Origin of the sequence: Lactiplantibacillus xiangfangensis (assembly GCF_001438845.1) — a bacterium.
Taxonomy (GTDB): domain Bacteria; phylum Bacillota; class Bacilli; order Lactobacillales; family Lactobacillaceae; genus Lactiplantibacillus; species Lactiplantibacillus xiangfangensis.
On sequence record NZ_JQCL01000089.1, the window covers coordinates 57,346 to 71,058 of the forward strand.

The 13,713-nt window shown below is 48.3% G+C and carries 13 protein-coding genes; 12 read left to right on the top strand and 1 reads right to left on the bottom strand.

Features of this window, described 5'->3' with window-relative positions:
- The first annotated feature begins 244 nt into the window (after window positions 1-244).
- From purE to purD, 11 genes are read left to right on the top strand one after another with little or no spacing between them, the layout of a single operon-like run.
- Entirely contained in the window at window positions 245-727 is a 483-nt protein-coding gene (gene purE / locus IV64_RS11575) for a 5-(carboxyamino)imidazole ribonucleotide mutase (RefSeq protein ID WP_057707405.1), read from the top strand.
- Window positions 711-1,841: a 5-(carboxyamino)imidazole ribonucleotide synthase gene (gene purK / locus IV64_RS11580; RefSeq protein ID WP_057707406.1), complete on the top strand. Its 1,131-nt coding sequence runs from the start codon at window positions 711-713 to the stop codon at window positions 1,839-1,841. Before purE ends, purK begins: the two co-directional genes overlap by 17 nt.
- A gap of 2 nt (window positions 1,842-1,843) precedes the next feature.
- Window positions 1,844-2,581, top strand: a complete 738-nt coding sequence (gene purC / locus IV64_RS11585) for a phosphoribosylaminoimidazolesuccinocarboxamide synthase (RefSeq protein WP_057707407.1) — start codon at window positions 1,844-1,846, stop codon at window positions 2,579-2,581.
- Window positions 2,581-2,835 carry a phosphoribosylformylglycinamidine synthase subunit PurS gene (gene purS / locus IV64_RS11590; protein WP_057707408.1) on the top strand — a complete coding sequence of 85 codons (255 nt, stop codon included), beginning with the start codon at window positions 2,581-2,583 and terminating at the stop codon, window positions 2,833-2,835. Before purC ends, purS begins: the two co-directional genes overlap by 1 nt.
- A gap of 3 nt (window positions 2,836-2,838) precedes the next feature.
- Window positions 2,839-3,516 (top strand): phosphoribosylformylglycinamidine synthase subunit PurQ, encoded by a 678-nt coding sequence (gene purQ / locus IV64_RS11595; protein ID WP_057707409.1) that lies wholly within the window; start codon window positions 2,839-2,841, stop codon window positions 3,514-3,516.
- Entirely contained in the window at window positions 3,509-5,728 is a 2,220-nt protein-coding gene (purL, locus tag IV64_RS11600) for a phosphoribosylformylglycinamidine synthase subunit PurL (RefSeq protein ID WP_057707410.1), read from the top strand. Before purQ ends, purL begins: the two co-directional genes overlap by 8 nt.
- On the top strand, window positions 5,713-7,155 hold the full coding sequence (purF, locus tag IV64_RS11605; protein ID WP_057707417.1) for an amidophosphoribosyltransferase: 1,443 nt from the start codon (window positions 5,713-5,715) through the stop codon (window positions 7,153-7,155). Before purL ends, purF begins: the two co-directional genes overlap by 16 nt.
- A 4-nt stretch (window positions 7,156-7,159) precedes the next feature.
- Window positions 7,160-8,185, top strand: coding sequence for a phosphoribosylformylglycinamidine cyclo-ligase (gene purM / locus IV64_RS11610; RefSeq protein WP_057707418.1), 1,026 nt, complete (start codon window positions 7,160-7,162; stop codon window positions 8,183-8,185).
- The gene (purN, locus tag IV64_RS11615; RefSeq protein WP_057707411.1) at window positions 8,178-8,756 is read left to right on the top strand and encodes a phosphoribosylglycinamide formyltransferase; all 579 of its coding nucleotides are present in this window, start codon (window positions 8,178-8,180) and stop codon (window positions 8,754-8,756) included. The genes purM and purN overlap by 8 nt, the downstream gene beginning before the upstream one ends.
- Before the next feature lies 1 nt (window position 8,757).
- Window positions 8,758-10,290 (top strand): bifunctional phosphoribosylaminoimidazolecarboxamide formyltransferase/IMP cyclohydrolase, encoded by a 1,533-nt coding sequence (purH, locus tag IV64_RS11620; protein ID WP_057707412.1) that lies wholly within the window; start codon window positions 8,758-8,760, stop codon window positions 10,288-10,290.
- A 17-nt stretch (window positions 10,291-10,307) separates the two neighbouring features.
- Window positions 10,308-11,543 (top strand): phosphoribosylamine--glycine ligase, encoded by a 1,236-nt coding sequence (gene purD, locus IV64_RS11625; RefSeq protein ID WP_057707413.1) that lies wholly within the window; start codon window positions 10,308-10,310, stop codon window positions 11,541-11,543.
- A gap of 72 nt (window positions 11,544-11,615) precedes the next feature.
- Here purD and IV64_RS11630 read toward each other — a convergent pair whose 3' ends face one another.
- Complete coding sequence (locus IV64_RS11630) at window positions 11,616-12,488, bottom strand: helix-turn-helix domain-containing protein (protein ID WP_057707414.1); 873 nt, start codon at window positions 12,486-12,488, stop codon at window positions 11,616-11,618.
- A 211-nt stretch (window positions 12,489-12,699) separates the two neighbouring features.
- Between IV64_RS11630 and IV64_RS11635 the strand changes: the two genes are divergently transcribed.
- Window positions 12,700-13,581, top strand: a complete 882-nt coding sequence (locus tag IV64_RS11635) for an ABC transporter ATP-binding protein (RefSeq protein WP_057707415.1) — start codon at window positions 12,700-12,702, stop codon at window positions 13,579-13,581.
- Window positions 13,582-13,713: the final 132 nt, after the last annotated feature.

The following is a 13,713-nucleotide window of genomic DNA, read 5'->3' on the forward strand; positions in this document are numbered from 1 at the left end:
GTATTTCACGCCATAAATATATTTATAGTCTAATTGATTTGTTCAACCGCTAGCAGACAACAATCAGTCGATATTTCTTTGCCAGTCAACCGTTTAGCCTTTGATTGTTGGTTAATAAGATTAATATTCTTGATAGAAAACACGAACAATTAAAAGTTAATTTATCGATAAAGTTAAGAAATTCGTTGACAGGCCGAACGATGGTTGCTAAACTATGGGTGAAAACAAGGAAAGAGGGATCGAGATGGCAAAAGTTGGTTTGATCATGGGTTCGATTTCCGATTGGCCGACCATGCAGGTGGCGGCCAAGCAACTGGAAGCAATGGAAATTACGTACGAACGACATGTTATTTCGGCACACCGGATGCCGCAAACGTTACAGGAATACGGTGAAAACGCGGTTAAAAGTGGCCTGCAAGTCATTATCGCGGGCGCCGGGGGTGCGGCCCATTTACCAGGGATGTTGGCAGCTAATACGGTTTTACCCGTCATTGGTGTGCCAATTAAGACCCGGGCGCTTAATGGTGTTGATTCATTGCTTTCAATTGTCCAGATGCCAGGTGGCGTTCCAGTAGCGACGATGGCAATCGGTGAGGCTGGTGCTAAGAACGCGGCGTTGATGGCCGCACAAATTCTGGGTTTGCAGGATCAACGAATTCAACGTGCAGTCAGCGACTTTCGCGACCAACAACGGCAGGAGGCTGAACAAAGTGAACGCCAATTCTAGGCAACCAATTTTACCGCCAGCTACGATTGGCATCGTTGGCGGTGGTCAACTCGGTCAAATGATGGCTTTGAGTGCTAAGGCGATGGGGTACCACGTTGGCGTGTTAGACCCAACGCCCCAAGCGCCGGCAGCTCAAGTTTCAGATTTTCAAATCATAGCGGATTATCAGGATCAAGACGCGTTGATGGCACTTGCAAAGCGTAGTGATGTCTTGACCTATGAGTTTGAAAATGTTGATGAGGCGGCGTTAGAAGCCGCCCAACAATTTGCGCAATTACCTCAGGGGACCGAGTTATTACATATAACCGGAAACCGGTTAAACGAAAAACAATTCTTACACGATCACGGTATTCCGGTCACGGCTTTTGCCCCGGTCTACGATCAACAATCCTTAAATTATGCTTTAAACCGGGTCGGTACACCGGCCATTCTTAAAACGGTGACGGGCGGCTATGATGGTCATGGTCAAACGGACCTAAACCAACCCGTCGTCACGCCAGAAGCGATAACACTTTTACAATATCCATGTATTTTAGAAGCGCGTCAGGAGTTCCAACTTGAAGTTTCAATGATGGTCACTCGTAGCGCTAGTGGTGTCGTAACCACGTTCCCCTTAGTTGAGAATCGGCACCAACATCATATTTTGCACACCACGATTGCTCCAGCAAACGTTCGGCCAAAGGTTCACGCAGCGGCCCGCAAAATTGCCGTATCAATTGCGGAGGCGCTCGAATTACGCGGCGTCTTGGGGATCGAATTCTTTGTTCTACCGGATGATACGTTACTCGTTAATGAATTAGCGCCCCGACCACATAATTCCGGTCATTATACGATTGAAGCCTGCAATATTTCACAGTTTGAGGCACACATTCGAAGCATTTGTGGGTTACCAATTCCGGCCGTTGTGCAAACGACGCCGGCCGTGATGCGAAACTTATTAGGCATGGACTTGACGGTGGCACGCAAACACTTAGTGGACCATCCCGAGTGGCATTTTCACGACTATGGGAAAGCGGAGATCAAACCGCAACGTAAGATGGGACACGTGACCGTTTTGAATCAAAACATTGATTTGGCACTAGCATCTTTGGATCTCTTGAAGGGAGAACAATAGGCATGACAACGACGTTTAAAAAGGGCGAATTATTATATACCGGGAAAGCAAAAGAAATGTACGCAACTGACGATCCAGAAGTTTTATGGGTGGAATACTTGGATCAAGCCACTGCGTTGAATGGTAAGCGGAAGGTCGCCGTGGACGAGAAGGGGTTATTGAATAACCGTATCTCTAGTTTGATTTTTACGGACCTTGCCAAGCACGGCATTAAAAATCACTTCATCGAACAACTTTCCGACCACGTCCAACTAGTACGGCGGGTCAAAATGATCCCGTTGGAAACCGTTGTGCGTAACGCTGCGTCCGGTAGCTTTGAACGCAAGTTTGGCGTTTCTCACTTAATGACCTTCGATCAACCAGTCTTAGAATTCTTTTATAAGAGTGATGCCTTGGATGACCCGTTTATCAACGATTCACAAGTTGCCGCATTGCAAGTGGCGGATGAATCGACCGTAGCTGAAATGAAGCGCCAAGCGTTGTTAGTTAATACGCGGTTACAAACGATTTTTGCTGAAATGAACGTACAACTGGTTGATTTTAAAATTGAGTTTGGATTAACGGCGGACGGCCACGTCTTGTTAGCTGATGAAATTTCACCTGACAGTTGCCGGTTAGTTGATAAAACGACTCACCAATCATTGGATAAAGATGTCTTTCGTAAAAACTTGGGTGATTTAACGACTGTTTATCAAGAAGTTTTGAAGCGTTTAGCGACCGTTGAAGGGGGCCAACAATAATGTATTTAGTAAAAATTTATGTGACCTACAAGCAATCCATTCTTGATCCTAAGGGCGAAGCCGTCCACGATGCCTTGCACCGGCTAGGCTACACCAATGTGGATGAAGTTGAATTAGGCAAGTACTTTGAAGTTAAGATGCACGCCGACAAGCGGCCGGTAGCCACGGAAGTTGACGAAATGTGTGATCAGTTGTTAGCAAACGTTAATATGGAAACTTACCGCTACGAAATTACCGAGATGGAGGCATTATAAGCCATGAAATTTGCCGTACCTGTATTTCCCGGTTCCAACTGCGACTACGACATGGTCAACGCGTTACGGGATATTTTAAAGATGGAAGCGGACCTAGTTTCTGCTGATACAACGACTTTGACTGGTTACGACGCAGTTATTTTACCCGGTGGTTTTTCGTACGGTGACTATTTACGGAGCGGTGCGATTGCGCGCTTTGCCCCGGTCATGACTGCGGTTAAAGCGTTTGCCGCTGCTGGAAAACCCGTGATGGGAATCTGCAACGGCTTTCAAATCTTAACTGAAGCGGGCCTATTGCCAGGCGCACTCCAAGCGAATCGGTCTTCGAAATTTATCTGTAAAACGAGTGAACTGATCGTTAAAAACAACCAGACCCAATTTTCTAGTGCCTACGCCTCACAAGCCCATATTCAGTTGCCAATTGCACACGGCGAAGGCAACTATTATTGCGACGATGAAACGTTGACGACGTTACAAGAACACCAGCAGATTGTCTTTGAATACGTTGATAATCCGAACGGCAGCACCGCTAATATTGCGGGGGTGATGAACCAAGCTGGCAACGTACTCGGCATGATGCCCCATCCAGAACGGGCCGTGGAAGCCATTCTGGGTTCAACTGATGGACTAGGTATTTTCCAATCACTAATTGCCGCTAACAAGGAGGTCACCCATGCTTAAGCAAACTGAATTAACGCCCACGCAACTACGTGATACCAAGGCGTACCGTGATTGGGGCTTAACGGATGCGGAATACCAGTTATTAACGGATGACGTTCTTGGCCGGTTACCAAACTATACGGAAGCCGGGTTGTTTTCTGGCATGTGGAGCGAACATTGTTCCTACAAGAATTCCAAGCCCGTCTTGAAGAAGTTTTGGACGCAGGGTGAACAAGTCTTAGAGGGCCCTGGTGAAGGTGCCGGAATTATTGATATCGGTGACGGCCAGGCCGTCGTTTTTAAAGCGGAAAGTCATAATCATCCGTCAGCCGTGGAGCCTTATGAAGGGGCTGCAACCGGGGTTGGTGGAATTATTCGCGACATCTTCTCAATGGGTGCGCGTCCCATTGCATTACTTGATAGTTTACGGTTTGGTGAACCCGACGATGCTCATACCAAGTATTTGATCTCACAAGTGGTTGCTGGGATTGGTGGTTACGGGAACTGTATCGGAATTCCAACCATTGGTGGCGATACCGTCTTTGACGCAAGCTATGATAAAAATCCGTTGGTAAACGCCATGTGCGTGGGAATTTTAAATCAAAAAGATATTCAAAAAGGGCAGGCAACGGGCCTCGGTAATAGCGTTATCTATGTCGGTGCCAAGACTGGTCGTGACGGCATTAACGGAGCGTCGTTTGCCTCCGCTGAATTTAATGATGCTAAGGACACGCAACGTTCCGCTGTCCAAGTTGGCGATCCGTTTATGGAAAAACTATTGATGGAAGCTTGCTTAGAAGTAATCCATGACCATCGGGATGTCTTGGTTGGGATTCAAGACATGGGTGCTGCCGGACTAGTATCGTCATCCGCTGAAATGGCTTCTAAAGCTGGTAGCGGTTTGGAATTGAATCTTGATTTAGTACCGCAACGAGAAGCAGGGATGACACCGTTTGAACTGATGTTATCCGAGTCACAGGAACGGATGCTGTTATGTGTTAAAGCCGGTGCCGAAGCTGAAATTTATCAAGTCTTTGAAAAGTACGGCTTGGACGCAGTTACGATTGGAAAAGTGACGGATGGGCATCAATACCAGTTGTTCCATCACGGTAAGCTGGTTGCGGACGTTCCAGTCGATGCGTTGGCAACGAAGGCGCCCGTATACCAGCGGGAGAAAAAACGCCCCGTCCGCTTGAATCATCAGAGCCATCACCAGTTCATGCCACGCATTGTGGATGCCACTGGGACGCTGAAGAAGATGTTACAACAACCGACGATTGCATCTAAAAAATCTTTATACGAAACTTACGACTCACAGGTACAGACGAATACCGTTGTGAAACCGGGATCGGATGCTGGGGTCATTCGTATTCGCCACACGGATAAGGCGTTAGCCGTGACGACCGACGTTAATGGGCGCTACCTTTACTTGAACCCACGGGTCGGTGGGGAAATCGCCGTTGCGGAAGCGGCCCGTAATATCGTTGCTTCCGGCGGTTTGCCATTAGGAATTACTGATTGCTTGAATTATGGAAATCCAGAAAAGCCCGACCAGTTCTATGACCTCGATGAATCGGCCATGGGAATTGCCCGTGCTTGCCAGTTGTTCAATACGCCCGTTATTTCAGGAAACGTTTCGTTGAATAATGAATCCAACGGTGAACCAATTTATCCGACACCGATGATTGGGATGGTCGGCCTGATTAAGCATCAAAAAGACATTACGACGCAAGACTTTAAACACGCTGGCGACGCCGTTTATGTCCTCGGTGAAACTGGTGCGGACTTCAACGGTAGTGAATTACAGAAGATGTTGACGGGTGACATTGCCGGCGAATTATTCGACTTTGACCTCGTCACTGAAAATCAAAACCAGCGTTTACTATTACGTGCCATTCAAAAAGGCTTAGTCGCCAGTGCTCACGATGTTTCTGAGGGTGGTCTGATTACGACGATTGCCGAATCTTGCTTTGGTAACGGCGTTGGGGTCAAGCTAACCAGCGAGATTCCCGCCGCAGATTTCTTCTCTGAAACGCAGTCCCGCTTTGTGATTTCGGTCACGCCGGAACACCGTGCGGACTTTGAAAGTTTAATGGAACCATACGCCACTTATTTGGGGCAAACGACGGCAGATGACCGGCTATTTGTTCAGACGAGTGATCAAACCTTTGATTTGCCAGTCAGTTTTGCAAAACAACTTTGGGAAGGGTCTTTACCATGCCTACTGAAGTAAAGAGTTTAAATGAAGAGTGTGGCGTGTTCGGCGTTTGGGGGTCACCAGATGCAGCCCAGCTGACTTATTTTGGTCTTCACGCCCTACAACATCGTGGACAGGAAGGCGCCGGAATCACGGCTAACGACAACGGAACCCTGAAGTCAGAACGTGGTTTGGGATTGCTAGCTGACGTTTTCCGGGATCCCCGCCGGTTAGAACGGTTGAACGGGACCGCTGCGGTTGGGCACGTCCGGTACGCGACGGCCGGAAACCATGGTCTTGAGAACATTCAGCCACTCGGGTTCAACTTTAGTGATTGCCAGTTTGCGTTAGCACATAACGGTAACCTGACAAATGCGATTACGTTACGGCGGCGATTAGAAATGCACGGCGCAATCTTTCACGCTAGTTCCGACAGCGAGATCTTAATGCATTTGATTCGCCGGAGTCCCGCGGCAACTTTAACGGAGCAAATCAAAGATGCCTTACGTCAGATTCACGGTGGCTTTGCCTACTTACTCCTGACAAACGACCGCTTGTTTGCGGCGCTTGATCCGAATGGTTTACGCCCGCTAGTGGTCGGACAGTTACCTACGGGCGGATACGTGGTTTCTAGTGAGACGTGTGCGCTGGATGCCATTGGCGCAACGTTCATCCAAGACGTTCAACCGGGACAGTTACTGACGATCGATGACAATGGACTAACGATCGATCATTACACCACGGATACGCAACTCGCAATTTGTTCCATGGAGTATATTTACTTCGCTCGTCCAGATTCCAACATCCACGGGGTAAACGTGCATTCTGCCCGTAAACGGATGGGGGCCCAGCTCGCTAAAGAACAGCCAGTGGACGCGGACATCGTGGTCGGTGTGCCTAATTCATCATTATCCGCAGCGACCGGTTACGCTGAAGCTAGCGGGTTGCCTTATGAAATGGGCTTGATTAAAAATCAATACTCGTCACGGACGTTTATTCAACCGACCCAAGCTTTGCGGGAGCAAGGGGTGCGGATGAAGCTCTCCGCCGTTAAAGGGGTGGTCGATGGTAAACGGGTTGTTCTGATCGATGATTCGATCGTGCGGGGAACGACTAGTAAGCGCATCGTCAAACTCTTGAAGGATGCGGGCGCCAAGTCCGTTCACCTGCGGATTGCGTCACCACCACTTCGCTACCCTTGTTTTTATGGTATCGATATTCAAACGACCAGGGAATTGATTGCGGCGCAGGAGACGTTACCAGAGATGTGTCAGACGTTTGGCGCCGATTCACTCGGATTCTTGAGTGAACAAGGGGTGATCGACGCGGTCGGTTTGAAGGTAGATGCACCGTATGGCGGGCTATGTATGGCTTATTTCAACGGCGATTACCCAACCCCGTTATACGATTATCAAACTGAATACGACGAAGAAATTAAACAATTACAAGCGAATAAGGGGTGATCCAGTGAGTGATGCGTATAAAAAAGCGGGTGTCGACATCAATGCCGGCTACGAAGTTTTAAAAACGGTCAAGAAAATGAGCGGTAACGCACAACTGGGTGCCTTTGGCGGTTTGTTTCCACTTAGTGCGGCCAGTGTGGCTAACGATCCCGTCTTAGTTGCGGGAACGGATGGCGTTGGCACGAAGTTACTGGTTGCCATTGCGGCCAATCAACATACGACGATTGGGATTGACCTAGTGGCCATGTGCGTGAACGACATCTTAGCACAAGGCGCATTACCGCAGTTTTTCCTCGACTATTTAGGGCTGGGGCACACGGACCAAGCGCGTGTGAAGGATATCCTCGCGGGTGTGGTTGCGGGGTGTCAGCAGGCTCATACCCAATTGATTGGTGGGGAAACGGCAGAAATGCCCGACATGTATGGCGATGAACACTATGACCTAGCTGGGTTTGCGGTTGGAATTGCTGATCGCAAAGCCCTCCTCAAACCTGAAAATGTGCAGGCGGGCGACGTACTGATTGGCCTGCCTTCTAACGGACTGCATTCCAATGGTTTCAGTCTTGTGCGAGACATTTTATTCAAACAACACCAGTTTGCTTTGGATCACGTCTTTGACGAACTGGGTCACGACTTACAAACGGAACTCTTGCGTCCAACGAAAATTTACGTTGACGCTGTAGCGCCACTTCTGAAAGGGCAAACGGTGGCTAGCATTGCCCATATTACGGGCGGCGGTTTGATTGAAAACGTGGCGCGGGCTTTACCACAAGGCTTAAGTGCTACGTTTGACGAGGGTAGTTGGCCAGTACCGCCAATCATGCCACTTTTGGCCCGACTCGGACAATTGACTGCAAGCGACGTTCGGTCAACGTTTAACTTGGGATTAGGTATGGTCTTGATCGTTCATCCGGAAAACGTTGACGCCGTTACCGCTAGTCTTGCAGCGAATGATCAGCCCGCTTACCAAGTAGGGACCGTGGCAACAGGGACGGATCCCGTAGTTTTCCAGGGGGCGGCACATGACTAAAAGAATTGCGATTTTTGCTTCAGGGACGGGAACTAACTTTGACGCGTTACACCAAGCCATTGCGACTCGCCAATTACCAGTCACGGTAGCGTTGCTAGTCTGTGATCAACCCGATGCGCCGGTCATCCAAAAAGCGCAGGCAGTCAACGTACCCGTCTTGATTGTGAATTTTCGTGACTACCAGAATAAAGCGGCGGCGGAAGACATTATTTTAACTGCTCTGCAGGCGCACCAAATTGAAGCCGTCCTATTAGCGGGTTATATGCGAATTATTGGGCCAACGCTATTGAACGCGTACCCGCATAAAATCATCAACATCCACCCGGCCTTGTTGCCACATTTTCCAGGACGGCACGGGATTGAAGATGCTTTTGCTGCGGGGGTCAGTGAGACCGGTGTAACGATTCACTACGTTGACGCTGGTATTGATACTGGACAGATTATTGAACAACGAACCGTCCCCGTTTTACCTAATGATACGGTGGATACTTTAGCAACTAGGATTCATGATTGTGAACATCAATTTTATCCCGACGTGCTACAAACACTCATAACTAAAGGAGCTATTTAAGATGACAAAACGTGCATTGTTAAGTGTTTCTGATAAACAAGGTTTGACCGATTTTGCAAAGGGCTTAGTGGCGTTAGATTACGAACTGGTTTCGACTGGTGGGACTAAGAAGGCGCTGGAAGCTGCGGGCATTCCCGTGATTGGAATCGAAGAAGTTACGGGCTTCCCTGAAATGCTCGACGGTCGGGTTAAGACCTTGCATCCTAAGGTTCATGCGGGTTTGTTAGCACGTCGAGATTTACCTGCGCACATGGCACAATTAAAAGAAGCGGGCATTACGCCAATTGACATGGTCGTTGTTAACTTATACCCATTTAAGGAAACGATTCAAAAACCGGATGTGACCCAAGCCGATGCCATCGAACAGATTGATATTGGTGGGCCATCGATGTTACGTTCCGCGGCTAAAAACTTTGCGGCCGTTTTACCGATTGTTGATCCCGCCGATTATGATCAAATCTTGGCGGACTTGCAAGAAGACGACGTGACGCCTGAATTGCGGAAACGTTTAGCTGCCAAGGTGTTCCAACACACCGCGGCGTATGATGCGTTGATTGCGCAATACTTGACGACAGAAGAATTCCCTGACAAGTTGACACTCACTTACGATAAAAAGCAGTCACTGCGTTATGGTGAAAATAGTCATCAACAAGCGGCCTTCTATGAAAACGCATTGCCAACCACTTTCTCCATTACGGCGGCGAAACAGTTGCATGGTAAGGAACTTTCTTACAACAACATCAAGGACGCGGACGCAGCATTACGGATGGTCAGCGAATACGATCAGTCCGCAATCGTTGCGATGAAACATATGAATCCGTGTGGTGTCGGTTTAGGCGATACGATTGAAGCGGCTTGGGATAAGGCTTACGCGGCAGATTCAATTTCCATCTTTGGTGGAATTATCGCGTCGAACCGTCCAATTGACTTAGCAACGGCGGAAAAGATGCACGAACTCTTCTTGGAAATCATTATTGCACCAAGCTTTGACGACGACGCCTTTGCCGTACTGGCCAAGAAAAAGAACCTCCGCTTAATGACGGTTGATTTTGGCCAAGCACACACTGCGGACAAGTTTGAAACGATTTCTGTTGGTGGTGGGATGTTACGTCAAGAAGTGGACAACGCATTTGAAACGCCCACGGACTTCACCGTGGTCACGAAGACCCAACCAACGGAAGCACAGCTACGCGCTTTGGCATTTGGCCAGCAAGTTGTTAAACACGTCAAGAGTAACGCCATTGTTGTGACTACCGCTGACCGGACCTTGGGCGTTGGTTCTGGTCAGATGAACCGGATCGACTCAACAAAGATTGCGATTGAAAAAGCCATGAGCAAACCGGGTTATGAAAATGCAATCTTAGCTTCGGACGCCTTTTTCCCAATGGATGACTGCGTTGAATACGCTGCGCAACACGGTATTCGGGCAATCGTTCAACCTGGTGGCAGTATCCGGGATAAAGATTCCGTTGCCATGGCTGACCGTTACGGGATTGCCATGGTCACGACTGGTGTTCGGCACTTCCGTCATTAATTGAAAGGTGGCAAACCATGGCTAAAGTTTTAGTTGTCGGTAGTGGCGGTCGGGAACATGCCATCGCTAAAGCAATGCTGGCGAGTCCCCAAGTTGAGATGGTCTACTGTGCACCGGGAAATCCTGGTATGCCGTTGGATCAGATTCAGACCGTTGCAATTGATGAAATGGATTTTTCGGGGTTAGCTGAATTTGCACGTCAAAATGCGATTAGCTTGACCTTCGTCGGGCCAGAAGTGCCCCTTGCTGCCGGTATCGTAGATTATTTTCAGGCGGCGGGCTTGGCCGTGTTTGGGCCGCATCAAGCCGCGGCACGCTTGGAAAGCTCAAAGGTCTTTGCCAAGGAATTTATGGCGCGACACCATATTCCGACGGCGGATTACCGGTTATTTCATAACTTGGTGGATGCGCTGGCATACAGCCAGGAACAACCCATTCCCCAAGTCATTAAAGTTGATGGCTTAGCTGCGGGTAAGGGCGTGACCGTGGCGACTAGTTATGAACAGGCAAGTGCCGCCCTGACAAGTGCCTTCGAAACGACGGATACGGTGCTGATTGAAGCGTTTGTGGCCGGTTTTGAATTTTCACAAATGGTCTTGGTTGGCGGGGACCATTACGTTCTATTGCCAACGGCGCAGGATCATAAGCGACTCAAAGATGATGATCAGGGGCCCAATACTGGTGGGATGGGGGCCTATTCACCCGTTCCGCAAATCACCCCAGCGATTATCCAACAGACCATTCAAACGATTGTCGAACCAACCATGGCCGGCTTAAAAGCGGATGGCTTGAGTTTTGAGGGCGTCATTTATGTGGGGGGCATTCTAACGCCGGCTGGGCCGCAAGTCATCGAGTACAACTTGCGGTTAGGCGACCCCGAGACCCAAGTGTTGTTGCCACAATTGGACGGGGACTTCTACCAAGTCATCGTTGATTTATTAGCGCACCGTCAGCCGGTGATCAACTGGCAAACCGGGGCAACGTATTTAGGCGTGGTCGTGGCTGCGCCAGGTTACCCGGGGCCCACGGAAAAAGGGGTCCCAGTACCAACCGTCCCCGGCGCGTACTATGCGAGCGTCGCTGGTCAGACCGGACAGTTGGTCAGTGCGGGTGGTCGGCTCATGATGGTTACGGCGAAGGCAGCCGATTTGGCGGCAGCGAAGCAAGCGGTTTATGACCAATTGGCAACCTTAGACTTGGGTCGCCTGGTTTACCGTCACGATATTGGGGCGAAAGGGTTACAATCCAAATAGTCATTAGATTATATAAAAGAAGTCCTGTGGATAAAATCTTTTATCCACAGGACTTCTTTTATAAGTTTGTTTTTAAATGACGTTTGAATGGCGTTGTGGACTAATCGGCGTTAATTCGCGTGATTGCTGACGAAAGGCCGTTGGTGAAATTCCACGTTGCTGCTTGAATTGTTTGATGAAGTACGTATCGTAGTCGTAACCAACTGCCGCTGCAATGTCTGCGAGACTGATGCGGGTGTGAATCAGTAGTTCGTCCGCCACTTCTAAACGGTAGTGGGCAAGGTAGGCCATGGCGGTCATCCCGACCCGTGCGTTGAATTGCTGATTTAGTGAAACGCGGTTGAGGTGCGCTGCGGTAACTAAGTCGTCCAGGGTGACCTTCGTGTCATAGTTAGCGTAAATGTAGTCCAAGACGTTGTCGACCTTAGACGTCCCGTGTTCACGATGCAGGTCTTCTAGAACTTTTAAAATTTTGATCAAGTATGTTTTGATTCGGCAGACCCAGAGATGGTCACTCTGCGCAAAGACTTCACTGCCTAAAATGAAGAAGGCTTGGTGGAGCTTTTCAAATAAACGGCGTTGGATATTAAAAACGTTTAGCGGTGTCGCTGCCTCAGTGAAGTGGGCTAAATCGGCCATCACTTGGGACGTTTTAATCTGATATTCCTGAGATTTTGAATACGGAACGGTTTCAAAAAAGTCCGGTTGAAAGCGGAATGCTTGAGCAGCCGGTTGCCGACTTTCCGTTAGTTGCCACGTGTCATTGGGCGTTAAAAACAGGATGACCGGTGCCTTCAAACTAACGGGACGCTGGTTCAGGATACCTTTAACGAGTCCCGTCGTCACAAAAATAAGTTGAAGACAATTCGTAGTTAGATTTTGAAAGTTAATATGGGGAATAAAATCAATTTGGACATCACGTTCTTTATAGCGGTCACGGGGCATAAATTGTTCACTTCTTGCAAATAGTATAGTTAACCGTTAGTTATTATACATTGTTTAAAAAGCTAATCAAAGAAAATTATCTCGGTCGGCCGCTTCAAGAAATTACCGCAAGAGTTAAAACATGACATTTGTCACCCAAAACTCATGACAAAGCGAACTACTAGTGATATCGCCATCCTGTTAACCTAAAAGCATTAAAGGGGATGAGAAGATGAAACCAATTATTCAAGCGGAACACGTGAGTTTTAGCTATGGCAAACACGCCGTTCTAAAAGATCTTAGTTTAACCATCAATCCTGGTGAAATCATTGGCTTAATTGGGAAAAATGGGGCTGGAAAAACAACACTCTTGAACTTGCTTCTGGGCATACGGGCAAATGATAGCGGGTATTTGACATTGTTCGATGAAGTACCGGGTGGGCCATTATCTAAACAAAATATTGGGTCAATGTTACAGGGTGATTTGCCAATCCGGGGTGTTACAGTGGCAAAATTATTGACCATGGCCGCGGCACATTATTCGACGGCGTTGCAACCGAATCAGTTAATGCGCGATTTAGCATTGACCGAATTGGCGCACCGCCGATTGACAGCTTTATCAGGTGGACAGCTACGGCGGGTCACTTTTGCATTAGCCTTAATCGGCAATCCCCAACTGCTATTTTTAGATGAGCCAACGGTCGGGATGGATGCCAATGCCCAGCAGGCTTTTTGGGAACGTATCAAGGCGTTAAAAGCGCAAGGTAAGACGGTAATTATGACGACCCATTATTTACCCGAAATCGAACAAGTGGCTGATCGAATATTTTTACTACAAGGTGGACAGTTGGCCTTCAAAGGAACGTTTGCCGAGTTACAACGGCAATACCAACAGGTCGAGATTAGCTTTCGAACCGCGTTAGCGTTGACTACCTTTGAATCATTAGCTGGAGTGACGGCGGTGACTCAGGCTGATCACGTTGTCCACATTAGTAGTACGGCGGGTGATCAGACCCTCCAGGCACTGGTGCCGTATTTGTCACAATTGCACCAAGTGACCCTTAATCGAGAATCATTGGCGACTATTTTTGTTCATTTAACCAAGGAGGCCTGAATATGAAACCATTTGCAGCACAATTGAAGTTTGACAGTCGGCGGTTGATTTTACGCAATTTTTCCTTTCAGTTTTTTTGCCTGATTTACAATTCAAGTGCACCACTTAAATAATTGGACCAAAAAGGCCATG